Below are 22,828 nucleotides of genomic sequence, written 5' to 3'. Positions count from 1 at the left end.
CCTTATACAACTTTAATTTTGCCGGTCACAACGTCGTTAATCAATGTTTTGCGCAGATCTTTAAGTTTTTCTATCTGGGCATTGATAGTTTCAACAATGGAGTCAATGTGAGATGTTTTTGTATTGAGATAGGTGGCTATTGCTTTTTGTTCGAGAAGAGGTGGAACTAAAAAAGGTAGCACCTTTATATCATCAAATTTCATTGTTGATCTCAATCCACCTCCATACCAATAAAAAACTTTTGATATGTCGTATAGATGAAGGAGATAATACGAAAAAACAGGATCAATCCAATTCTTGAATTTTAAACAGAGATATGCAGAGGTGATAATACCTTTTTGCGTTACCAGTCCAACTCTTAGACTTTTTTTGTCATTTTGTAAATCAGTTAAACGTAAAATAATGTTTCCATTATTTACTATTTGATATGTTTCAAAAGAGGCAGGTAGCAAACCAAAGCTAGTGTTAAAATTTCTCTTCTTAATTTTGCCATAACTCAAGGAAAGCAAGTTTTTATTTTGCAACCCTATATTTTTATTTTTAGTTGGTACTGCACAATCATGAATTCGAAGAGAACGCCAATGTTCTGGCACTTCACCAATCCACTCAATTCCGCTATCTTTCATTACCACGGTTTTATCTAAACCACGGGTGACAGTTTCGTTAATCAGAGATTGTTTGAGCTTGCTATATTGGGTGACCTTTTGAGTTAGCATGTCTATTTTGCGATCAATCTGTGTGGTTTTGGTGTCGAGGTAAGCTGCAATGGCTTTTTGTTCATCAAGAGGAGGTAATGCAAAATAATGCGTAGCCATGTAATGACTACTGATTCGTTTTTGCCCAGCAGTGCCTTTCATGAATGGCTCAGCATTTCTTCTAAAAAGTTCATTATATAGAAAGTAATGTAAATATTTTTGTGTCAGTTTACTTGAAGTGCGAAATACCATAAATTCAGTACTACCAAAACCAATATTATGCGAAAGACCACTCACAATTGCACAATTACCATTTTCCATGCAGGGGGTGATTTTTGCAAATATCACATCCCCATTTCTAAATTTGGTATAACCACTAGAAACATCATTAATCGGAACAAAGTTGAATTGTTTTATTTCCCCAAGGTCCTCATTTACATTTGTCATGGGAACAAATTCAACTAAATCATCATCGTTAAGATCAGTTGGTACTTTTGCTAAAGCATTAATGTCTACAAAATCCTTAACCCTTCCATTTTTCCAGTGAACAGGGACTTCATTGAACCAAAGAGAATCAGTTGATTTGTAAGCATCATATCTTGCCATATTATGCGTCATCATAATGACAGCCCCGTTTCTAACTCCTTCAACTTCATCTCAAGCGCATCAATCTCTTCCAAAATATCAATTACTCTGTCCAGTTTTTCTGGTTTGTAAAATATCTTATTGAAATTCAGTTCCACACCCACCAGATTATCTAAGTATGCAAATGGTTTGGTGATGTATTTTGCCATAAAGTCTGCAATCTCCGCTTGATTTGCAGCTCCGTCCTTGTGATAGGGAATAAGTTCATAATCTTTCTGGTAATCAGGTGTGAGCTCAACGGTGATTTCAATGCGATCTGGATTTTTTTTGTTCGCTTTTTTATAAGCAGATTTTACCACTATTTTTCCACAGCCCAGACACTCTTTTTTACCATTTGTTTCTTTAATCAGCGATTCTTGCTCAGCATCAAACCAGTACTGTGCCGTAGCAGTGGTGATAACAAGAGGCTGTTCTTTGTAATTCAGGGATGCAATAAAGGGCTTGATGTCCTGTGCAAAGACATCATCCAAGGAATCGTATTGAGTTGTATCAAAGGATGTGATAACAAACTCGCTCATTTCGCGCTCACCATTGGTAAGTTTTGTTGGCGTAAGCTTTTCACTTTTCTTGCCTTTCTTTAACTTCGATTCAAAGCTATTACCATATTCATCTACATTGGTGAGCATGATGGCCTGTTTGTTGAAGTAGAAAAACTCCTTGTCGAATACACGGGCGTAATCACTGTCTAGGTATTTTGTAAGTGTTTCAACAATCTCTAAACGGCTGACTTCATCCACTTCTTTGCGCTTGGAACCTTTATTCTTTTTCAATGGCTTGAATTTTTCACTGGCATCAATCAGCATTACTTTATCTTTGTGCTGCGACTGTTTATTCTTATTCAGCACCCAGAGGTAAGTGTAAATATCAGTGTTAAAAAACTCATCTGTCGGTAACTGGATCACTGCTTCCACAATATCGCTATCAAGCATCCATTTGCGGATATTACTTTCTGCTGAACCAGCATCACCACTGAATAAGCTGGATCCGTTGTGTACCACTACTCCCATACCGATTGAATCAAGCTTGGAAATAAGGTGCTGCATGAATAAAAGCTGCCCATCGGAGACAGATGGCAAAAAATGGAATCTTCCAGTTTTGTCGTTTTCAATATCCTTTTGATATCCTTTCCAGCTCACACCATAAGGAGGATTTGCAACAACTACGTCAAATTCTTCATTGTAGAACTTGTCCTCTACTAGAGTATTGCCATGTTCAATTTTAGAATCAGGTCGAAAACGGCTTTCAATCTTAGCAAGTGCATATAGTGGATCGTTCCAGTCTTGACCGTAAGTCTGGGTAAGACGTTTGAATTTATCATTAATACGATCTTCGACCCCAAACAGCATATTACCGCCGCCACAAGTGCAGTCGTATATTTTAAGCAGTTTGTCTGACTCTTCTATTTTTGAAGAAATAATCTCGGCAATAAGTGCAATTACATCATCTGGCGTATATTGTTCTCCAGCTGTTTCTGCTGAAATATCTGCCCATTTACGCTTGATGTGTTCTTCCAGTGTGGTTATTTCGGAGTTATTAAAAGGTTTAAGGTTAATCTCAGCCCATAATTTAGTATAGCTAAACAATACTTTTTTGGCTTTGAGCTTGGTGACCACACCTTTGATATCGAGGAATTTTTCGCCTTCTGTAACATCCACGCCAAGAAGATCTTTGGTTTCGCCATCAAAACCATTGAGATAAGCGTCAAAATCAATATCAAATGATTTATCATTCTTACAGATATCAGTTAGGATTTTGTCGTGTTCAAAAATGTATATGTTGTAACCCTGTCCCTGATCTTTAATCATATTGTATAGGTCATCTTTTTCTATATTAGCAAATGCTTCTTTGCCAATTTCAGCTTTTAAATCATCAAACATTCTAACAAGACGGCTTTCAATCATAACAAGAGCAAAAAATGGCATCATGTATGACGGCCATTCTGATTCTTTAATTCCACTGCCACGTAATAAATCTGCAGTTGCCCAAATTTTTGATTCGTATTGGAGAATGTTCATTTAGTAAAATCCCTCTTTTAAACTATTCTTAATAATCATTTTATAGTAATTTTATGATGCGTACATGTTGTCTATTCAATACTTATATTTGGTTTATTTTGCTATAAGGAAGTAAAAAATCAAAATAATACAAAATGGCATTTAGATTAATCACATCATTACTATATAATATTTTTTATTTGTCTCTTGTCTGTCCTTTGCATTTGTCTCTCATGTCTCTTGGAATTGTCTCCTAAATATAGCATGAAAAGACAAAGGAGACTACATGTCTCCATCAAAATCAACCATTTGCAACAAGTTTTTCCCACTTATCCAAACGCTCTTTATTATGTGCATTAAGTGTAAAAGGGGTATCTGCTTTTGCATTTTTCTTCATATAATGTAATGTTCCTTTTGAAAATCCTAGCTTTTTCCAATCGGAATAGGAAATACTGAGTATTTTCTGTCTTATGTCGTTTGTATCCTGTCTCTTTGTCTCATATTGTGGTTCTACAAAATCTGTCTCCTGTCTCTTACCAACTAGATACTGAGCTAATTCCCTAGTTTTCAGGAACATTACATAACTCCACATTGTCATATTCCCTTTGTAATTAACTCTCTTGTTGAACCATAGATTGATCTCTTCAGTTAGTTTCTTAGCCCCAGTGGGCCTCAGGCGCAAGGAATAACTTTCAGTTCTAATGAAATCTTTCTTCTCCATGCAATCTCTTTCTATGAGGTTTAAAACAGCAAGATCTACTAAGAACCTGAAAGGTTCTTGTAAGTCATAAGCAAGACTATTCTTGCTAGTATTCATTTCATGCAAAAAACCCACGTGGGGATCTAGCCCCACAGCGTTGATGGCCCTAAGGGCCTCTGCCTCTAACAAAGCGTAGCCATAGTTAAGCATAGTGTTTACCATGTCCCCTGCCCCGTTGGGCCTACGGCTTGAATCTATTCTTGATTCGTAATCGTATTTTTCAGGAATAGCTTTTGAGAACTCGTTCCAGTATTTGTAGGCTACTCCACCCTCGACACCCATTATTTCCTTAATGGTTTTAGTCTTCTTCAGTTTATTGAAATCTTCTGTGAAATCATAGTCACTTTCGGGATAGCGTTGTTTTAGATAATCAAGTACCACTTGAGTTTTATCGAATTTAGCATCTATAAAATTCTTTGCTATTTTGACTCTTGCTTTGTCATCCTCAAAAGCATGGTATTGAGCAAACTTTGTCTTGACATTAGTGCTTTCAGGCGGGAGCATTGTAGTCAGTAACTTTCCATCCCAGTTGAGTATTGATATCTGAACATTGTGTTTTATCAACCAACGGATAGCATCTAGTGTAAGATTTCCTTTTCTTCCATAGATAATAACACTATCAATGTCCATTCTTTTTGGAGAGAATACGTATTCTTCAGGTTCTTCAGTGGTAGAGAATCTTCCATTCTTGACATGAAGTTTAGCTCCATTGACACGCATATCAATGCCATGACCGTTTAACAGTAAAAATCTCATTTAAGGTCACTCCTCAGAGTATTAACATTTCCACCAAGCACCGCTATATCTATTCCCTTTCTTGCCTGATCCCTTATTTGAGAAAGAACTTTGGCATTTTTGTGCTTACCTTTATTTCTCAACTCAATTTCAAGATTGAAAAGCTTCGTCCTATTCTTTTCGATTAACTTGGCAGCATATAGTTTATCATACTCGTCTTTTACATCTGCGAAGTTTTCCATTGTTTCGGCATCTTTGATAAGTTGATCAATTACAGTTTCATCATTATACTTGCAAAGTAAGGCAATAATATTCCCTCGAAGAACAGGACGTTGTTGAGACATAGGTGGTATATTTTTCAAAAGCGATCTCAACTTGGTAAGCAGTAAGTTGATGTCACTTGGTTGAATCTTTTTATCCACAATATAGTGGTGAATAACAACCATTAGTTGATATGACAATTCAATGTCTTTTTCACTAAGATTTTTAACCAGAATATCTAATTGCAAAGGTTCTAAAAAGTAATAATTACTATAAGTATCCATTTCCCCTAAAGCAGCGATTTTAGCTTCAGAATCACCATCATCAAAGAGCTTAAAGACAGCATCAATATGATTTTTTATTTCTGTATTCTCCTTTAGCAAAAAGTACTTTTCACGATAATCTTTTGGCTTGATACCATATTTTGTGACTTGTTTGGCAGACAATTTTTCTATGAATCCAGCTTCTTTCAAGTTCTCTAAGTGCCGAACAATTGATCTTTTGCTGCGCTCACCTCTAAAGGCATCTAAAATATCCGCTCTCTTTACAATTCCATAGCTAGAGAGGTATTCTTTCAAACTTTCATCAAAGTCTTTGCTTTTCATTTGTTTATCCATATGAATACCTCATTTTTTTTACAAATGTTGTATTTTCTAACTATAAGCCAAATATCTCTAAATAGGAATTATATTCTCTTAACTAAATGCCAAATAGCATCAAATTAGATGTCATATTATAGGTCAAATTTGAATATAAAACATGCGGTTATTTTGGTTATTGGTGAGGTAAAAAATGTCACCTGTAAACAGATTAACAATAACATTAGCTCCCTATTACAGGGAGAAACTCGAATTGATGTCAGACTTCTTTGGATGCTCTCAAGCTGAAGTTGTAAGAATAGCCTTAATGAAACTATGGGAGGAAGAGAGATGAGCCGTCCTAAGTTTTCCAAAGATTTTAGAACTTATGGAGATTGGCTCAAAGCTAAATCGAGAGATACCAGGTATGCAAAGGAGATCATCAGGAAGCATCAAATGTTTCCAGATAAAAGCCTGAGCCAATTGAGAAAGCTTAGGATGAATGATTATGACTTGAGTAAAGCACCTTGGAAAGCTCTCAGCTCTCAACAAAAAAGGGAGAGAAATCTTTCTCTTGAGATCTTAAGATCCCTGAGAAAAGGTGAATCATTAACCCAAGTACTAAAGAAGAGAGGATTGAGAACAGACTTCGCACTAAAGAATCTTGGTAATAATCTTCAGAAATCCAATGGAAAATGGGTTGTTAACAAAACGGACAGCTTAGAAGTTGAAATGCTGATTTACTCTAAGGGTGGAGTTAAAACTATTGTAACTGCTTCTTCCAAGGATAGAAGCTTGATTGCAAAATACTTCAATGATGTTCAGAGGGCTTTGAAAGATCCAGACAAGCCTATTCTTAAGAAATACAAGAATCTGAAAATCATTGATGCAGAGGGCAAAGAGCATCATTTCGAAACAGATCTTGAAAAGCTCTATGAAATAAGGGATGCTCAGGAAGAACCTGAATTTCTTGAAATATACCCGAATTAAGGAGTGAACACTATGGAAAAACAAGCATATGCAACCTACGTTAAGAGAAACAAGAAGGGAAAAAAGCCACCAATGGCATGTTGCATTTGTGGAGAAGATCACTCTGCAACCATTGAAAACCATCATGTTGAAGGAAAGAGTAATTCGGATTGGACAGAGCCCCTTTGTAAGAACTGTCATGCAAAGATAACTGCCGAACAGAACAGGCTTAGCCCTAAAGAAAGATCAAGTGAATCTTCCTTGCAAAACAAAAGGGCCTTTGGTATCATTTCAATTGGTGCTTTACTGAAGGAGATTGGACAGCATTTAATCAATCTTGGTATGGGGATGACTGTCGATGTCTAAGATTGCTGTTAGAGGATACACTCATAAAGTGAGTGATTCATCAAATACCTCCTTTTTCAGGCCAAAGGAAATTCCACTAAGACATGATAATGTATTGGTTTTTGATACTGAAACTACGACTAATCAGTATCAAAACATGAAGATAGGATGTTTTCAGATATATCAAAATGGATACATTCACCATGAGGGCATATTCTATGAAGAATCTATACTTACTGATAAAGAAAAGGATATTTTTGTCTCTTATGCAAACAAAAAACACATTGCTCTTTATACTCTCAAAGAATTCATAGATGATGTTTTTTATCCAGAAATATTCGGATGGAAAACACTTTGTATAGGTTTTAATCTCCCTTTTGACATCAGCAGGATAGCAAAACATGTAGGTGATTCAAGAGGAAGAAATAAAGGTGGACTCACCTTTACACTTTCTGACAATCGTTTCAACCCTCCCATAATTATCAAAAAAATGGGAGAGGGACATGATTTCAAGTTCACTTCAACCAAGATCAATGAAGGTAAAGATCGTTTCTCAGGATACTTCCTTGATGTCCAAACATTAGCAGAGGTTCTTCTTCGTACTAACAAGATATCACTTGAAAAAGCCTGCAAGAAACTCAATACAACAACAAAGAAGACAAAAAGTGATGAACATGGAAAAGTTACAGATACATACATCGGCTACATGATAAAGGATGTTCGTGCAACTTGGGAAGTTTATGAAAAACTCATTAAGGAACTAGATCGCTATCAAATAGATATTCCACCAACCAAGATATACAGCAATGCATCAATTGGAAAACATGCTCTGAAGCAATTAGGGATTAAATCTTTTTTGAATTTGAATCCTGACTTTTCTCCCGAAATTCTGGGAAATATTATGACTTCCTACTTTGGAGGGAGATGTGAATGCAAGATAAGGAAACATCCTGTAAAGGTAACAACTCTTGATTTCACAAGTATGTATCCAACCATTACTATGTTAATGAATCTCTGGAGGTACATAATAGCTGAATCACTTGAGATGAAAGAAGTCACTGATGAAACAAGGGAAATGCTGTCAAATGTAGATCTTGATTATCTTCAGGATAAAGAAAACTGGAAAGATTTTGTCGTAATGGTAAAGTTGCATCCTGACGAGGATATATTGCCTGTCAGGAAGATATACAAGAAGGAAGGCACTTCTTTTAATGTAGGTATAAATTACTTGAGTTCTGATTCAGAATTATGGTATTCTCTTCCTGATGTCATAAGTTCAATAATTCTTACTGGAAAAGTGCCTCAGATTACTGAAGCTATCAAGTTCATTCCAATAGGAGTTCAGAGACGATTAAACAAATCTCAGATGCTTGGAATTGATATTGATCCTAAAACGGATAATCTTGTTCAGGTGCTTGTTGAGGAACGGCAGAAGATTAAGATTGAAATGAAGAAGATTGACAAAGATAGTCCAGAATACCAACAATTAAAGAGTCGAGCACAGGCTATTAAGATTCTTGTTAATGCAATGAGTTATGGAATCTTTATTGAGCTAAATCCTGAAAATGAGAAAAGTGACATTCAGGTTTATGGTTTGGATGACTTCAATACTTCAGAAAACAGATTTGAAAAGGCTGGCAATTATTTCCATCCTCTGCTAGGTGTGATGATTACATCAGGCTCAAAGTTATTCCTGGCTATGGCAGAGGCAAAAACAAACGAGCTTGGTGCGGTCCATGCTTACATGGATACCGATTCTATTTTTGTTCCTCCTGAACACGCACAGAAGATTGTAGACTATTTTCAGCCTCTAAACCCTTATAGTCTTGATATTGATCTCTTGAAGGCTGAAAAAGAGAACATGTGGTTCTATGGGATATCCTCAAAACGCTATGCTCTTTACACTTATGAAAATGGCAAAATCAAATTCATGGAAAGTGAGAGATCTTTTAAATTACATGGACTTGGACACTTAACAAACCCATTTACAAAGGACGTTGAGGATTGGCAGGCTGAGATATGGGAAGACCTTCTTAAGTTGCACTATGGGTTAATTTCGGAAACTGATATTGAAGAGAAGTATTCCAACCTGTATGCAATCTCAAGGCTTACTGTTAGTACTCCTAATGTGTTACATAGGTTTGATGAGATTAATAAAGGAAAATCATGGAAAGAGCAGATTAAGCCATTTAACTTCTATAATATAGGATTCCAGACTGTTGAGGAAAACGGTAAAGCTGTAAAGCCATTATCTCCTTATTCAAATGAACCTCAGGGTATTGTTTACGAACCATTTATTGATTATGAAACAGGAGAGATTAAGCAAGGCTCACATTATTTCAAGCAACTTAGCAGGACAATAATAGAATATGCCAATCATCCAGAATCCAAGTTTGATGGTGATATTGGAATAATGGAAAGAAAACATGTTCATGCTGATTCTGTTATCTATATCGGCAAAGAAGCTAACAATATTGATGAGCAGGCGCTTGATGTGAAAAAGGCACAGGAGTTCATCAATAAACAAGAGATAATGGATAATATCCTTACCATGTCACAATCTGAAGCGGAAGTTCTCGGAGTTTCAAGGAGCAGGTTTCAGGGAATAAAGCAAAGGATAAGGGATGGAAATCTCAATTTGAATACTCCGGCTGTTAAGAGGTTGATACATTATTGTTAGTGTCATCTAATAAATCTATAAACCATTTATTATCCCTCTCATCATAAAATTCCTTATCTTTTTTAAGGAATGAAATAAATTGCAAGTAAACTTTTCTGCTTTTTGTCGGAAAAACATAGGCTGATTTTGTACTTTTAATAGCCTCTTCTAAAGAAAGCTTCATTTGATCTGGCTCATTCATTCTTTTATAGAGTATCGCTTTTTTGTACCAAACTCTATGCATATATTGATTTTGAAATACCCGTATAAGCATTTTTATTGTGTCTTGCTGATACTTTAAATTATTGAAATCGGATATAAGAAAATGCTTCTGTTCAATTAAGTTATCTAATTGTCTTAATTCAAACCCATAGTCTTCACATATTTTTTTAATATTACAGTGGGGAACAATGAATTCTTTTTGTGTAATATAACTTTTAAATCTATAATCTGAAAGAGTAGTTTGATACAATAATAAATGACTTATTGTTTCTCCATTAATCATTTCTATATTTACAAATAAGGGATCTCTTGACATTGTTCTTACATTTTGGTATAAAGGCATACATTTTACAACAAAATAAACCAAAAGTAATGATTCATATAGAATAAAAAATTCAAGACTATTTAATATTAGAGAAGCTGGTATTGCTAAATAAATTAATATAAATACAAATGAGCGCACTAAAACGCGAATCAAAACAATTGGTAGTATTAATAGTCTAAAAACTAAAGAAACAGCATAGAAAATATATCTCACATTGCCTTCAATGGAAAGCTTATCCAGTATTGATGAAACGGTTGAGAAAAAAGACTTCTTATGTACATTGTATAAATTTAAAAATACATAAATTAATAGTCTGGTAATAGACACGAATAATGTATAAATTGAAATATATCCGTAGTTATTTCTTCCCTCTTCTATTTGGATTTTGTACATTACTGAATATAACTTTGAAATGACGAATATGTGCAGCGAAAGAATAATCGCTATGCCTACTTTAACTCCAACATAACCAAATATTAGATACACAAATATTAGTAAAATTGACCAAAATACCCACAACAAAAAGGAAAAACCACATGTGTATTTTAATAATTTGGAGAAAGAAACCCAATTTTCGATTACATTATTTACTGATTTTGGTGATGCGTCTATTTCATGAGGTTTTTCTAACTTATAAGAAAGAGCATATTTGTTTTTGTTATAATAAACATAGATTCCAAATGAAGTAAGAAGAGCAATTATCAATGGAAGAGCAGTATTAAATATTGTTAATAAATGAGGCATTTCATCAATAAATTTGAGATTGTATGAAATGATTGTTTCTTTAATTAAACTCAAAATACTATCTAAAAACGTTAGTTTATCATAAACGATGTTTATATAATTACTTAAAAGCATTATTTTTTAACCAATGTTAGTTAGTATTCACAGTACTTAATCTTTTGGCAAGTATCTTTAATTCTATTTCTAAATATACTGTGAAAATAGTCCCAACTATGAATTTTTCACAAAAGTTCCGTTTTTTAGTGTTAACTATATCCCGAAAATAAAGTGCGAGGGGAGGGATTCGAACCCTCGAAATCCTTCGATACTGGATCTTAAGTCCAGCGCCTTTGACCTAGCTGGGCGACCCTCGCAGTGAGAATTAGTATCTAAGTGCCAGCCATACGGTTTCGAACATCCCTTTAATAAAAGTTAAGTTACTTAAGCCTTATTATAGCAGGTATGGAAATTACGTTTCTTGGCACAGGAGTTGGCATACCTCAGGCTGGCAGGGTACAGTCTGGTGTGCTCATAGATATAGAGGGCACGACCTTGCTTTTTGACTGCGGGTGCGGTGTTCTTGGTAGAATACAGGAGAGCAGGCACGAACATAAGGATATTAATGGCATCGTGCTCACGCATTTGCATCTGGACCATGTGGGGGATGTACTTGCCCTGTTCAAGGCCAACTGGCTTGTAGGCAAGACACAGATGCGGCTATACGGGCCTCAGGGCACCCGTGAATGGTTTGAGAAGACACTGGAAGTCTATGAGTATCTAAAAGACAGGTTCACCGTGGATATCACGGAACTCTCGCCAGGGGATGAATTCAGGCCGGTGGGTGCGGACGGACAGGATGCGAATTGCAGCATCAGGTGTGCTAAGACCGTTCATACGGACAACTCACTGGCATATCGCATTGAGAGCGAAGGCAAAAGCGTTGTTTACACAGGAGACACCGAGCCATGTGAGGAAGTAATGGAGCTGGCAGAGGGTGCAGATATACTCATACACGAATGCTCATTCCCGCTGGGCTTCCCCATGACCAATCATACCACTCCTGACATGTTCACCCTCATGCTGGATGAGGCTCCTCTCAACGTAAAGGAACTCTACCTGACACACCTCTATCCACACATGCAGGGACATGAGAGAGAGGCTGTGGACCACATAAGGAAATACTTTGCTGGCAACGTCACCATTGCTAAAGACCTCATGAACATCAAGCCCTAGTCTAAAGCACAAAACGAATTAAGAAAAAGTCAAAAAAAAAGATGAAAAATTAAGCCGGATATCCGGCTTTACCATTTCTCAAGAGCTTCAAGAACAGCTTCTCCAAAGGCCTCAGCACTTGCAGGGTCACGTGCAGTAACTATATTCTCCGTTACGATGACATCTGCATCCTCATAAATTGCTTTGCCTTTTTCAAGCTCTTTGATAGATTCAGAGTCTTTGAAAACAGTAGCCCTTTTACCTTCAAGTATCCCGGCTCTTGCAAGTATCACAGGGGATACGCATATAGCAGCCACAACCTTCTCCTGTTCAAAGGCATCTGCAACCAGCTTCTGCAGCTTCTTGTCCGGCCACAATAGTTTTCTTGAACCCGGCCCTCCTGCAATGACAATTCCATCATACTCTGAAATAATCACTTTATCTATAGGAACATCAGGTTTTACACTTCCACCAAGTGCTCCAGTTGCTTCATCTGTTGTCTTACTTGCAATAGTGATAGTTATTCCTGCATCCTCGAACATATCAAGGGGTTCAAAGAACTCTTCATCCCTGAAACCATCTTGTGCGACAACCATTAACACTTTTTTACTATCTAGATCTGATCCTGACATGTTATCACTCTGGTACCCAACTTATCCATATCATTTTTCAACTTTCCGGTAGAATTCTCCACAACCCGGCTACACTCATCATTATTATACTCTCAAATAGAGAATTTTTCATTTCAAATACTTATATTTGACGAGTAACAAATACAAAAAAAGAAAATATGAAAATAAAAAAGGAATAGTGGCCTGATCACTGAAAAAAAAGTAAAGAGGAGTATACCCCTCTCATTTACTCAGTTATGTATTTTGCAACTATTTCCTGCATCTCAGTAGCCATCTCTGCAAGTTCCTGTGAACTCTTTGCAAGCTCCATCATAGATGCGTTCTGCTGCTCCACAGCCGCAGAGGTCTGCTCTGTACCTGATGCCGTTTCCTGTGAGATAGAGGCCACTTCATCAATGGTCGCAGTAATCTCCTGAATGGATGCAGACTGTTCCTGTGCTGCAGCTGCAATGTTCTCTGCCATAAGGGCAACCCTGTTACTCTGTTCCACTATTCCCTGTACAGCCTCTACAGTAACTGAAAGTGCACTGACACCTTCTGTAACAGTCCTTGTACCGGATTCCATAGATGTGACCGCTGCATGTGTTCCATCCTTGATCTCAGTGATCAGGTGTGATATCTGGGCTGCTGCATTTCCTGAATTCTCAGCAAGCTTTCGGACCTCATCAGCTACTACAGCAAATCCACGACCGTGCTCTCCTGCCCTTGCAGCCTCAATTGCTGCATTAAGTGCAAGCAGGTTGGTCTGATCTGCAATACTGGTAATAAGCTCGACGATCTCTCCGATCTGATTAGACTTGCCTTCAAGCTCTTTGATGACAGTTGCAGACTCATTTGTAGCACCCTGGATAGCATCCATTTGCACAAGCATATCCTGGGATTGCCTTCCTACATCTGATATGAACTCTTTTGCAGCAATAGCTGCTTCAGCTGCCTGCTGAGCATTGCTTGCAATATCCTGCACACCAATGGTCATGTCATTCATTGTCTTTGCAACATCCTCTGACCTGGAAGACTGTTCCTGTGAACCCTTAGCTATCTCACCAACTGTTGTGGATATTTGTGTGGATGCAGCAGTCATTTCTTCAACGGATGCGGACATTTCTTCTGCTGTTGAAGCAACATTGTTCGCGCTCTTACTGACCACATTGATGACATTTGTCAGTGTGTTAAGGATATCATTAAGACCACTTGGAATCGCAAGGAAATCAATATCAACATCTGTTTCAGCCCGGGTGTTGATCTTGCCTTCAAGAGCATCATCTGATATTTTCTTGAAGTCTGAAACGATCTTCTCAACTCCACCTGAAATTGACCTACTGATAAGGAATGCTGCAGCGGAACCAAGAACAACGAATACAAGAACGGCTGCTACCAGACCATTTCTGATTGCCCTTACAGGAGCCTCGAATTCATCGATGTAAGTACCTGATGCAATGATCCAGTCCTTGTCTTCATAGTAAGTGTAACTTATTGCCTTATCGCGTCCCTGCCAGTTATAAACAAGCTCACCGTCTTTTTCAGCAGCCATTGTTTTTGCAAAATCGTTGCTGATAATATTATCTCCTTCTATGCTCGGGTGAATAATAACATCACCAGTAGAGTCCATTACATACATATATCCGGTTTCACCGAAAGTAATTGTAGACATCTGTTCCTTGATAATCTGCCTGTAATGTTCTTCAGGTGAAGCAATTGAAAGGATACCAATGGTCTTTCCACTTGCATCTTTGATAGCTTCGTAATTTGTTACGTAATAACTGCCAAGAACATCAGCTCTTCCACTGTATGTCTGACCCTTGATAACCACTGTATTATAAACTTCATCAGACACCCGTGTTCCCAATGCACGGCTTCCATCTGAATTACGGGTGGTTGTTGCTATTCTGCTTGCAGAACCATCATTGACCTGGAAGATCGTTACCTCACCGCCAATTTGCTTCTGGACATTATCGACGATTCCATTGTCGCTATTAACAACATAATCATCTCCAAGTACTATCTTTCCATCAGAGAGTTTTGCATTTCCATGTGAATAGAAAGAATCTTCTGCAACTCCCATATTGGCTATCAGACTTTCCTGGGCAACCGAAAATACAGCATCTATATACTGCTTTTCCATGAATACCTGTTCGTCAAGTCTTTCATGAAGTTGATCTCTTATTGCAGTTGCAGTTTGATCGTATGCAAAAAGCCCAACGGCTGTCACAGGCAAGATTGTAAGTATCAAAGCGAATGCGATGATCTTCCGATTAATAGTAATGTTTTTTAAATTCAATTGACCACATCCTAATATTGTATATACATTAAATGAAATTTATTAACAGTTGTGAATGATGTATTGCACATATGCAAGTATAAGTTGCACAATATAACACAAGTTCTATATAATTTTAATATATATAAATGTGGTGACTAGTTCCACGGCACACGAACAAAAAAATAATACCTGTTGCCACAATATAGATTATATATCGCGCACATAATCACAAAATATCAATGAAAGCAACAATACTTTTCCAGCCATATTTCATATATTTATAATGTACATGTGTGCAAAACTATATCAAAATTATAAAAAGAACATCACTAAAAACATGTGAAAAAAAGATTTTTGTACATACACTAATTATATGTGTATATGCACTTTATTTTAAATGATACTCATATGATTCAATCTTCAAATTTACCAAGACGAACTTTTATGAAATTATAGATCTCATCGGCAATATCTATATCACAGCAACTTTCAATGCCTTTAAAGCCTGGAGAAGAGTTTGCTTCACATATCTTGAAGTGTTTTCCATCAAAAAGCAGGTCTATTCCAGCTATCTCCAGGCCGAAAAGTCTTGCAGTTTCTGTTGCTAACCACTTGACCTCAGGAGTCATCGCAAATTGTGTGACCTGCCCCCCCCTGGAAAAATTTGCTTTAAAATTATTGTCATTTGAACTACGTTCTATACAGGCTATAGGCCTTCCACCAACAACAAATACCCTGAGATCTTTTCCCCGGCTGCTTTCAACGAACTCCTGGAGGATTATGTTCAGTTTTGGATTTGTTACGTGGATCAATTCCATCAGGTCGTTGAATTGTGATTTATTATCACACAAAAAAACACCTTTTCCCATTGAACCTGAAAGGGTCTTGAGTACCAGGGGGAACTTCAGATACCTTTCAACAAGCTCATCATCGATAGGATATTTACCAAGCATGGTTTTTGGAACAGGGATATTATTCTCCGCCAGTATTTGCTGGGAGTAAAGTTTATCCTTAACAGTATCGATACATTGGGCTGAATTGAAAGTATATACGCCAAGTCTTTCCAGATGCCTTATTACCGCCATACCAAAATAGGTAGTGCCGGCACCCATTCGTGGCAGGAGAAAATCCGGCAGGGAAACTACTTCACCATTAAGCAATATACTCTTGCGGTCCTCCCTTGTGACCACAAGGTCGAACTGATCAGGAGAGACAACTTCAATTTCTATTCCTTTTTTGCTTGCCGTTTCTATCAGGCGATGAATTTCATAAGCTTCCGGACTCAGTTCGATCTGAGGTGTTTTATAAAGAATCCAACCTTTCAATGATTAAAACCTCTTTATAGGCCTATTGTTAATACTCGCTAATGATAAAAATACATACACTAAGCAAACAAAACAGTAAATATATGATTCACAGAATGATCTGACCTATAACCTTTTAATCATGAAACAAATCTACAGCAGAGGATATATCATGACGTATTTGAATGAAAGATTACCTGAAACTGCAGAAGCCTTTGGAAAAATGCGTGAATCCATATTCAAAGATGCAGCCCTTAATACCAAAACCAAAGAACTTATGGCCATAGCCTGTTCAGTACTTCTCAGATGCGAGAAATGCACCGCCATACATTCCCAGAGAGCAAAGGATAATGGTGCTACTGAAGATGAAATAGCAGAAGCATTATCCGTTTCGATGTTTATTGCAGCCGGCTCCCAGCTTCACTGGACAGATGTCTACGAGAGGATACTATAATAGTACTATTGCAAGTATTATCCACATGCAATAATCCTTATTTCGTATAGAATTCATCCCTTGCTGCCACAAAAGCCCTGATGTTCTCAATAGGAGTACGCGGGGCTATCCCACAGCCGGGTGCAAGAATACCTGCCCCATCCATAATACATTGTTTTGCTTCATTTTTGATGTGTTCGGGAGATTTACCAAGCAAGGTGGCAGCAGGAGATATATTACCTATAAGGCATACCCTGTCTGAAACCATCTTGCTTGCATAAGCAAGATCCACCTTTTCTTCTATACTAAGTCCGTGAAATCCTGATTCTGCCATCATGTCAAGAATGTCTGTGGCATCACCACAAATATGAAGAATAGAATGACCGGCCATTCTCTCTGTAAGTAGGCGGTAATGAGGAAGTATAAGAGACTCGAACAGTGGTGGTGGGAATATATCAGGACCAGCTTCGGAATCTATTATGACTACTGCATCCACACCACGGTAAAAAAGAGCATTGGCATATTCTATACAAAACTCAGTACCCATAGCAAAGAGCTGCGTTAGAAGTTCAGGTTCAGTTATACACCATCTAAGATAGTTTTTCGCACCACATAGATAGAAAGCAATAGCTGCAGGTCCAATCATCCCTGCTATGATCGGAACATCATCTGAAACCCTGCTTTTTATTATATCCGTGGCTTCAAGCATTATTTTTATTCTCCTGCTTTCAAGCAGGTTTTCGGGAACAATAATCCCTGCAACATCTTCCTTGTTCTTGCATGGAAAATCAAGCTGGTAAGGCTGTGTATCTATAGACCCTTCATCAAAATTACATCCAAGGGTCTCAGCTATAACTGTATTACAAAAAGGATACCTTACTGCTTCAAGTCCTGTAAGCTCATGTCCTGCAATAGCCAGCGTTGCCATCTTCTCAGGATCATAATGTGCATCAGGCCATTTGGCACCGGTTATTTCCATAAGCTCAACTGTTCCGGTTTGGGTCACCGAACAAACAGGTACTTTATCCACATCTTTTCTTTCCAGGGAATAAATAAAACGCTCTTTCAATGTTAGATCAAGCAGACAGGATTCCTCCATAATGCAATGGATACGGGTTATTTAAAAGACTATCCTTAATCTGGTTTAAAGATTCCTTTTACTGAATATTACTGTAACTTTTAATGATATATAGTTAAATTATTGCTTAGTAACCTAATTTAATAATACTGATAAATAATAAATAGATTCTTAATATAAAAATTATCAAAGGATTTTTAAACTTTTAAGTACTTTCAGAAGTGAGGTACTAATTATGAGAGAACTAGTCCAGAAAATAATAGTGATCACATCACTTTTAGCCCTGATATTGATATCAGGTTGTACAACAACAATTGAACCCGTAGACCCTGTGAGTCCTGAAAATGTATTCCTTACTTCCCCCCCTGTAGTCATTAAGGAATTCCAGGAACAGGATATCTCCCTGAGAGTAACTAACAATGCTACACAGTCCATTGATTCTGTGATGGTTTCAAGTTACATGCCTTTTACAGTTACAGGAACAGATTCTGTTAATATTGCAGGAAAAGAAGATACTGCACAATCTTCCATCCTCAATGCTAAGATAATGGCACCTGCCTTTGATACAGATGTAAATGACTCTGCAGTGACCATCAGCTACCTTTCCGGAGCAGATGATGAAGGATTACAGATGACAAAGACAAAATCAGTACCTGTAGAAGTAACGATACTCCCGGATGCAAAACTCCAGTTCCTTGGATTTGTAGCGGATATGGATTCACTGCGTACATCTGCAGCAGAAACATGGGAACTTAAAGCAGGAGATAATGCAACCATTACATTCTCAGTAAAGAATGAAGGCCAGAGCACCTTACCTGCCGGAATACTAACTGTTGTTGTAGATGTTGACAATAAGCTCATAGCAGACCAGGCATCCATGAATATAACCCAGGCCATGGCAAAAAGTGGAACATCCTACACAAAAGGACTGGAGATACCTGTGAAAGAAGATGCACCAAACGGTGAGACTGATGTCTATGTCAGGTTAATGTATGGCGACCATATAGTAGACGAGCAAACTTTAGTTCTGACAGTTAAACTGTAGGCGATAGCATGAAAGTTATGAACTTTCTGCTGTTCTTTTCCATTTTTCTTTTTTGTATCTGCAGTGGATGCCTGAATGAAAATGTGGTCGAAGAAGCACGACATCCCATTGTTACCAATGTGGATGTAATGTCAACACCGGCAGATGAAGAGTTCGAACTCAAGGTAACTGCCTATGTACAAAACCCCCTGAATAGTGATACAGGTACACTTTCCATTAAGGTGAAAACAAAGGACCCATATACGAACCTCATTACATCGGACCATATGGAGAATGTGGGTTACCTTAAAGCGGGTTCTCAGACATACAAGTCCCTCACTTTCAACGTTCCGAAAAGTGGAGAGCAGCTGGTTATGGTAGAATTGTTCGAGGACAATAATCTTGTAGATGAGTACATTACCCAGATCCGACTCATTGAACAGACAACTACCCCGGTTTCAAATGTGATACTTACCGACCTTATGATAGAAACCATACAGGCAACAAACTATGGTGAGGACATTATCTTTGAAGCTTCACCCGGAATCTACAATCAGGGTGATGAAGCAGATAAAGTCACTATTGTTGTCACAGCAGTTGTTGACCAGTACACAAGATACACTGGCAGTGTCGTTGTCTCAAACGTAGAACAAAGTCAAAGGACAAGAGGTACTGTGAGAATGACAGTTCCAGCCGATGAATCATACAGTTTTGAAGTGGAGGTCATCGCAGATGGTTTGATTACTTCAAGTGGACAAACCGGTACATCCATAAAACTCCATGACCTGAAACTGGAGACGCCAACAACATATGCACTCCTTGAATCTGAGATACCTGTTGAAGAAGAGATGCCTGCAGAAGAAACCGCAGAAGAAGAATCCCCCGGATTTGAAATTCCTATGCTGGTAATTTCCATGCTTTGTGCTGTTGGAATTCTAAGAAAGAAGAAAAGAGAAATCTGAAAATATCTTATTTTGATTTTCCTTCTTCCTTTTTTTATTTTTTGTTGTTTACTTTACGTTATTTTGAATATTGTACCTTCAACTAATTGTGCTTTGATCAAAACTGAGTTTACACACCCAGAACATTTATATTGAATTTTTCAAGCAGCTTTGATAATCTGAAAAGGGGAAGACCCACGACATTAAAATAGTCACCTTCTAATCTTTCAACGAGTATGGCTCCTTTGCCCTGTATTCCAAAAGCTCCGGCTTTGCCTAAAGATTCACCCGTTTGCACATAGCCATCTATTAGTTTATCAGGCATTTCACGCATCAAGACATCAGTTATCTCACATTCCGTAACCTCCTTCATGCTGCCGGCATCCATCACGGTCAACCCGGTGATAACCTGTATCTTTTGTCCGCTGATCTTTTGCAACATCTCTTTTGCATGACCTTCATCAGCCGGTTTTCCAAGTACCTCACCCTTAAAGACAACAATCATATCAGCAGAGATAATTATGCCTTCCTCACGATTTTTCACCACATCAATTGCTTTTTCACGAGAGTGATGCATGACAAGTTCTATCGGCTTCAGACCCTTGCCCGTGTCTTCAGCATAGGAGCTGATACAGATTTCGAAATCCGCGCCTATCAGTTGTTCTAACAACTCTTTTCTTCTTGCAGATGCAGAAGCAAGGACTATTCTGGTCATAACCGTACAAAGACGACAGATGATATCTATTTTGTGACAACGGTTCGTGTCATTAAAAAATCTGCAACCCGATTAAAAGAAGAATTACACAAATCTAAAAAAAGCATTAGAAGGCAAACTGTTGTCTGCCCCAAAAAACAGATTCATTCATCAGGCGCTGTAGCTTCATTCAGCCATTCATCCATGTTGCTCTCACCTATCTTATGATGAGAATCAAACATAGGAATACCAATAGGATACCATTTTTCCAGGAAAGTGAGCATATGGTATTTCATAAAAACCTTTACAGGCATTCCTACAAAGGTCATCACAAATATGAAGATGATAAACTCGACAAGCAGTATCGGAATGAACAGGAGCCACACAGTGGTGTTCGCAATTATTGCTGAAAAACCAAAATAAAGAATGAAGTCTACAATAAGAAGCAATATCCCCAATGCAATAATTGCTATGAGTCCCAGAATTGCCACAAGTATGCCTGCTGCAATAGCAAGTATCAAACGACCTACCCAATACACTACTATCTGCTGCCAGTCATGTCTGAATTGTCCCAACACTTGGGATAAGGCTGAATATATACTTCTTTTAGAATACATGGAAACAGGTATAGCCAGATTGATGAATGATCCTATTATGCCTGCAATGATAGCAACTATAAAGAGAATGGCTATAAGTCCCATTACCAGAAGCATAATTGAAGCCCCACCCAGACGGTCAATGCCTTCATTCATAATACCAGTCATAAATAACAGAGGCAATGCAAGAATTACAAAAAACAGAAGAGTTCCCAGACCTATAAGTATACGCAGAATGAAAAGAGCCACACCTTTCATCAAATACCTGCTGAAATACTCCCTTATACGTACATCATTGCGAACGAGTGATTCCACAAAAACAAACTCCATCACACTTCCAATAAGGCTCAGAAGGAGAATGAACAGGAATATCAATATTATAGCCAAAATGAGAAGTGTAACCCCGGAATAAGACATCAGATGCTCATAAAAATTGGTAACGACATCAATAAACCCCTGTGGTATTCTGGAAAAGCCTGACCCGGACCCATCATAATTATTGTAGGATCCTCCATTACCACCACTGCTGAAACCACCGCCAATAAATAAGACTATTATAGTTAGTTTCAACCATTTCCATATGTCGACCGGCTCAAAAAGACACGTCCGTGTCCTTTCCATTGCACGTTCAACTGCGTCTATTACATACCAGCCCATATAAAATAATAGAAAGTGTTATTTTAAATAGTTAATGATTTGCAGTTAATTGAAACACAAATTACTGCGATTTTTGTCCCTGACCATAATAATGACTTCTTTTAACATTACAAGTCCATCATCATCAGGATAGAAGCTTATTGCCCGGTCCAGTATCCCCAATGACTTCTCAGGCATTGAAGAACGCAGGCAGGCATCTGCAAAGATTATGAGAACTTCCTTTGAGAATGGATCAATTTCCAGTGCTTCTTCCAGACATTCAATGCCTTTTTCAGAATCACCCATCAGGCAATACGCAAGTCCTTTCATCGAGAGAGCATGTTCATCATCAGGGTGCTCTTTTAGTATCTCATCCAGACAGGATATAGCATCTTCATATTGTCCGTCAGCTATCAGGACATCTGACCGTCGCATCAGGAGTTGTTCATATGTGACAGAACTATCCATAATAAAAAATGGATGTTCATCATTAATAAATATTACAGTATGAGCTGCTTTGTTCTAAAAAAAGATGAAAAAGAGAAGTAATGAATTAAAAGAAATTAATTTGAATCTCCCGGACTCAGACATTCATAACAATATTACCAAATATTCTCAGGTCCAGTTTATTTTCCATTGCACAGGATTTGAGCAATGAAAGACCCTTTTCCATTATTCTTGATGCTGCAAAGATATGCAAGAGAGGAACATCACCTTTTTCGAAACGATCCCCCATCTCTTTCATACCCTCGATAAATCCAAGTTCTATAAGATCGACAGGGTCCATGCCAGCATCAACCGCTTCACGGACGGCAGATTCGGCTTCTCCGCTGTCAAAGTTTAGAACGGATTCCCGTGCTTTATCTATTATTTTATTGAATAGTTGTTTTTCAGGTTTCATATAATCCATCCTGATTTTTTTTGTGGAGAACCCTCGTCCATTGGAATTAACCCACTCCGGTCGTCTTGATCATTGGAGATAGACCATTTTAATTGTTTTAAGACAACTAAAGTTGATTATGTGTGTTTACTATTTAAATTATTCGATTTGGGACGCATCCAGTGCAGAGTACGGTATAAAACTTTCATCAGTATATTTATCATGTG

General features: G+C 37.7%; 21 protein-coding genes and 1 tRNA gene. 8 read left to right on the top strand and 14 right to left on the bottom strand.

The annotated features are described in order from the left end of the window. Nucleotides 1-2: 2 nt before the first annotated feature. From RE476_RS03605 to RE476_RS03590, 4 genes are all read right to left on the bottom strand, one after another. The gene (locus tag RE476_RS03605; protein ID WP_309309035.1) at nucleotides 3-1,301 is read right to left on the bottom strand and encodes a restriction endonuclease subunit S; all 1,299 of its coding nucleotides are present in this window, start codon (nucleotides 1,299-1,301) and stop codon (nucleotides 3-5) included. An 11-nt stretch (nucleotides 1,302-1,312) separates the two neighbouring features. Beyond that, nucleotides 1,313-3,355, bottom strand: coding sequence for an HsdM family class I SAM-dependent methyltransferase (locus RE476_RS03600; protein WP_309309034.1), 2,043 nt, complete (start codon nucleotides 3,353-3,355; stop codon nucleotides 1,313-1,315). Between the two features lie 280 nt (nucleotides 3,356-3,635). Continuing rightward, nucleotides 3,636-4,850 carry a CRISPR-associated endonuclease Cas1 gene (gene cas1, locus RE476_RS03595; RefSeq protein ID WP_309309033.1) on the bottom strand — a complete coding sequence of 405 codons (1,215 nt, stop codon included), beginning with the start codon at nucleotides 4,848-4,850 and terminating at the stop codon, nucleotides 3,636-3,638. Next, entirely contained in the window at nucleotides 4,847-5,707 is an 861-nt protein-coding gene (locus tag RE476_RS03590; RefSeq protein ID WP_309309032.1) for a hypothetical protein, read from the bottom strand. Before RE476_RS03590 ends, cas1 begins: the two co-directional genes overlap by 4 nt. A 175-nt stretch (nucleotides 5,708-5,882) precedes the next feature. Here RE476_RS03590 and RE476_RS03585 point away from each other — a divergent pair, with 175 nt between their 5' ends. The 4 genes from RE476_RS03585 to RE476_RS03570 are packed head-to-tail and all read left to right on the top strand — an operon-like array spanning nucleotide 5,883 to nucleotide 9,662. Continuing rightward, a complete protein-coding gene (locus RE476_RS03585; protein ID WP_309309031.1) occupies nucleotides 5,883-6,023 on the top strand; it encodes a hypothetical protein in 141 nt (46 codons plus the stop codon). Then, nucleotides 6,020-6,658 (top strand): hypothetical protein, encoded by a 639-nt coding sequence (locus RE476_RS03580; RefSeq protein ID WP_309309030.1) that lies wholly within the window; start codon nucleotides 6,020-6,022, stop codon nucleotides 6,656-6,658. The genes RE476_RS03585 and RE476_RS03580 overlap by 4 nt, the downstream gene beginning before the upstream one ends. A 12-nt stretch (nucleotides 6,659-6,670) precedes the next feature. Next, the gene (locus RE476_RS03575; RefSeq protein ID WP_309309029.1) at nucleotides 6,671-7,003 is read left to right on the top strand and encodes an HNH endonuclease; all 333 of its coding nucleotides are present in this window, start codon (nucleotides 6,671-6,673) and stop codon (nucleotides 7,001-7,003) included. Next, nucleotides 6,996-9,662 (top strand): hypothetical protein, encoded by a 2,667-nt coding sequence (locus RE476_RS03570; RefSeq protein ID WP_309309028.1) that lies wholly within the window; start codon nucleotides 6,996-6,998, stop codon nucleotides 9,660-9,662. The genes RE476_RS03575 and RE476_RS03570 overlap by 8 nt, the downstream gene beginning before the upstream one ends. Here RE476_RS03570 and RE476_RS03565 read toward each other — a convergent pair. Together RE476_RS03565 and RE476_RS03560 are read right to left on the bottom strand one after the other, a co-directional pair. After that, nucleotides 9,637-11,046 (bottom strand): hypothetical protein, encoded by a 1,410-nt coding sequence (locus RE476_RS03565; protein WP_309309027.1) that lies wholly within the window; start codon nucleotides 11,044-11,046, stop codon nucleotides 9,637-9,639. The genes RE476_RS03570 and RE476_RS03565 overlap by 26 nt on opposite strands. A 154-nt stretch (nucleotides 11,047-11,200) precedes the next feature. After that, a tRNA-Leu gene (locus RE476_RS03560) sits at nucleotides 11,201-11,285 on the bottom strand. Between the two features lie 88 nt (nucleotides 11,286-11,373). Between RE476_RS03560 and RE476_RS03555 the strand changes: the two genes are divergently transcribed. Beyond that, complete coding sequence (locus RE476_RS03555) at nucleotides 11,374-12,144, top strand: MBL fold metallo-hydrolase (RefSeq protein WP_309309026.1); 771 nt, start codon at nucleotides 11,374-11,376, stop codon at nucleotides 12,142-12,144. 68 nt (nucleotides 12,145-12,212) lie between these two features. On the opposite strand, the gene RE476_RS03550 is transcribed toward RE476_RS03555, so the two are convergent. The 3 genes from RE476_RS03550 to RE476_RS03540 form a co-directional block, all read right to left on the bottom strand. Continuing rightward, nucleotides 12,213-12,755 carry a DJ-1/PfpI family protein gene (locus RE476_RS03550; RefSeq protein ID WP_309309025.1) on the bottom strand — a complete coding sequence of 181 codons (543 nt, stop codon included), beginning with the start codon at nucleotides 12,753-12,755 and terminating at the stop codon, nucleotides 12,213-12,215. A 226-nt stretch (nucleotides 12,756-12,981) separates the two neighbouring features. Continuing rightward, on the bottom strand, nucleotides 12,982-14,985 hold the full coding sequence (locus tag RE476_RS03545; protein ID WP_309309024.1) for a methyl-accepting chemotaxis protein: 2,004 nt from the start codon (nucleotides 14,983-14,985) through the stop codon (nucleotides 12,982-12,984). 443 nt (nucleotides 14,986-15,428) lie between these two features. After that, complete coding sequence (locus tag RE476_RS03540) at nucleotides 15,429-16,340, bottom strand: ATP-grasp domain-containing protein (protein ID WP_309309023.1); 912 nt, start codon at nucleotides 16,338-16,340, stop codon at nucleotides 15,429-15,431. A gap of 151 nt (nucleotides 16,341-16,491) precedes the next feature. Between RE476_RS03540 and RE476_RS03535 the strand changes: the two genes are divergently transcribed. After that, complete coding sequence (locus RE476_RS03535; RefSeq protein ID WP_309309022.1) at nucleotides 16,492-16,773, top strand: carboxymuconolactone decarboxylase family protein; 282 nt, start codon at nucleotides 16,492-16,494, stop codon at nucleotides 16,771-16,773. Nucleotides 16,774-16,810: 37 nt separating this feature from the next. Here the strand turns inward: RE476_RS03535 and mtaA are convergent, their stop codons facing one another. Beyond that, a complete protein-coding gene (mtaA, locus tag RE476_RS03530) occupies nucleotides 16,811-17,851 on the bottom strand; it encodes a methylcobamide:CoM methyltransferase MtaA (RefSeq protein ID WP_406600977.1) in 1,041 nt (346 codons plus the stop codon). Between the two features lie 214 nt (nucleotides 17,852-18,065). On the opposite strand from mtaA, the gene RE476_RS03525 reads away from it, so the two are divergent. Both RE476_RS03525 and RE476_RS03520 read left to right on the top strand, forming a co-directional pair. Then, nucleotides 18,066-18,875: a COG1361 family protein gene (locus RE476_RS03525; RefSeq protein WP_309309021.1), complete on the top strand. Its 810-nt coding sequence runs from the start codon at nucleotides 18,066-18,068 to the stop codon at nucleotides 18,873-18,875. An 8-nt stretch (nucleotides 18,876-18,883) separates the two neighbouring features. Further along, nucleotides 18,884-19,816: a DUF7490 domain-containing protein gene (locus RE476_RS03520; RefSeq protein WP_309309020.1), complete on the top strand. Its 933-nt coding sequence runs from the start codon at nucleotides 18,884-18,886 to the stop codon at nucleotides 19,814-19,816. Nucleotides 19,817-19,925: 109 nt separating this feature from the next. Here the strand turns inward: RE476_RS03520 and RE476_RS03515 are convergent, their stop codons facing one another. From RE476_RS03515 to RE476_RS03500, 4 genes are all read right to left on the bottom strand, one after another. Then, on the bottom strand, nucleotides 19,926-20,510 hold the full coding sequence (locus RE476_RS03515; RefSeq protein WP_309309019.1) for a Maf family nucleotide pyrophosphatase: 585 nt from the start codon (nucleotides 20,508-20,510) through the stop codon (nucleotides 19,926-19,928). A 143-nt stretch (nucleotides 20,511-20,653) separates the two neighbouring features. Then, nucleotides 20,654-21,742 (bottom strand): DUF7544 domain-containing protein, encoded by a 1,089-nt coding sequence (locus RE476_RS03510; RefSeq protein WP_309309018.1) that lies wholly within the window; start codon nucleotides 21,740-21,742, stop codon nucleotides 20,654-20,656. Nucleotides 21,743-21,787: 45 nt separating this feature from the next. Continuing rightward, the gene (locus RE476_RS03505) at nucleotides 21,788-22,189 is read right to left on the bottom strand and encodes a tetratricopeptide repeat protein (protein WP_309309017.1); all 402 of its coding nucleotides are present in this window, start codon (nucleotides 22,187-22,189) and stop codon (nucleotides 21,788-21,790) included. Between the two features lie 115 nt (nucleotides 22,190-22,304). Beyond that, a complete protein-coding gene (locus tag RE476_RS03500) occupies nucleotides 22,305-22,622 on the bottom strand; it encodes a B12-binding domain-containing protein (RefSeq protein WP_309309016.1) in 318 nt (105 codons plus the stop codon). Nucleotides 22,623-22,828: the final 206 nt, after the last annotated feature.

Origin of the sequence: Methanolobus mangrovi, assembly GCF_031312535.1 — an archaeon.
GTDB lineage: Archaea > Halobacteriota > Methanosarcinia > Methanosarcinales > Methanosarcinaceae > Methanolobus > Methanolobus mangrovi.
The sequence above is the reverse complement of the archived record's forward strand: the minus strand, read 5'-3'. Positions and strand labels throughout refer to the sequence as shown.

Coding starts and splice junctions, on each gene's coding strand:
- RE476_RS03590 (WP_309309032.1), bottom strand. CDS start 5,707: ATGGATAAACAAATGAAAAGCAAAGACTTTGATGAAAGTTTGAAAGAA.
- RE476_RS03525 (WP_309309021.1), top strand. CDS start 18,066: ATGAGAGAACTAGTCCAGAAAATAATAGTGATCACATCACTTTTAGCC.
- RE476_RS03535 (WP_309309022.1), top strand. CDS start 16,492: ATGACGTATTTGAATGAAAGATTACCTGAAACTGCAGAAGCCTTTGGA.
- RE476_RS03570 (WP_309309028.1), top strand. CDS start 6,996: ATGTCTAAGATTGCTGTTAGAGGATACACTCATAAAGTGAGTGATTCA.
- RE476_RS03520 (WP_309309020.1), top strand. CDS start 18,884: ATGAAAGTTATGAACTTTCTGCTGTTCTTTTCCATTTTTCTTTTTTGT.
- RE476_RS03585 (WP_309309031.1), top strand. CDS start 5,883: ATGTCACCTGTAAACAGATTAACAATAACATTAGCTCCCTATTACAGG.
- RE476_RS03555 (WP_309309026.1), top strand. CDS start 11,374: ATGGAAATTACGTTTCTTGGCACAGGAGTTGGCATACCTCAGGCTGGC.
- mtaA (WP_406600977.1), bottom strand. CDS start 17,851: ATGGAGGAATCCTGTCTGCTTGATCTAACATTGAAAGAGCGTTTTATT.
- RE476_RS03505 (WP_309309017.1), bottom strand. CDS start 22,189: ATGGATAGTTCTGTCACATATGAACAACTCCTGATGCGACGGTCAGAT.
- RE476_RS03515 (WP_309309019.1), bottom strand. CDS start 20,510: ATGACCAGAATAGTCCTTGCTTCTGCATCTGCAAGAAGAAAAGAGTTG.
- RE476_RS03500 (WP_309309016.1), bottom strand. CDS start 22,622: ATGAAACCTGAAAAACAACTATTCAATAAAATAATAGATAAAGCACGG.
- RE476_RS03580 (WP_309309030.1), top strand. CDS start 6,020: ATGAGCCGTCCTAAGTTTTCCAAAGATTTTAGAACTTATGGAGATTGG.
- RE476_RS03565 (WP_309309027.1), bottom strand. CDS start 11,046: ATGCTTTTAAGTAATTATATAAACATCGTTTATGATAAACTAACGTTT.
- RE476_RS03600 (WP_309309034.1), bottom strand. CDS start 3,355: ATGAACATTCTCCAATACGAATCAAAAATTTGGGCAACTGCAGATTTA.
- RE476_RS03550 (WP_309309025.1), bottom strand. CDS start 12,755: ATGTCAGGATCAGATCTAGATAGTAAAAAAGTGTTAATGGTTGTCGCA.
- RE476_RS03605 (WP_309309035.1), bottom strand. CDS start 1,301: ATGGCAAGATATGATGCTTACAAATCAACTGATTCTCTTTGGTTCAAT.
- RE476_RS03510 (WP_309309018.1), bottom strand. CDS start 21,742: ATGGGCTGGTATGTAATAGACGCAGTTGAACGTGCAATGGAAAGGACA.
- cas1 (WP_309309033.1), bottom strand. CDS start 4,850: ATGAGATTTTTACTGTTAAACGGTCATGGCATTGATATGCGTGTCAAT.
- RE476_RS03575 (WP_309309029.1), top strand. CDS start 6,671: ATGGAAAAACAAGCATATGCAACCTACGTTAAGAGAAACAAGAAGGGA.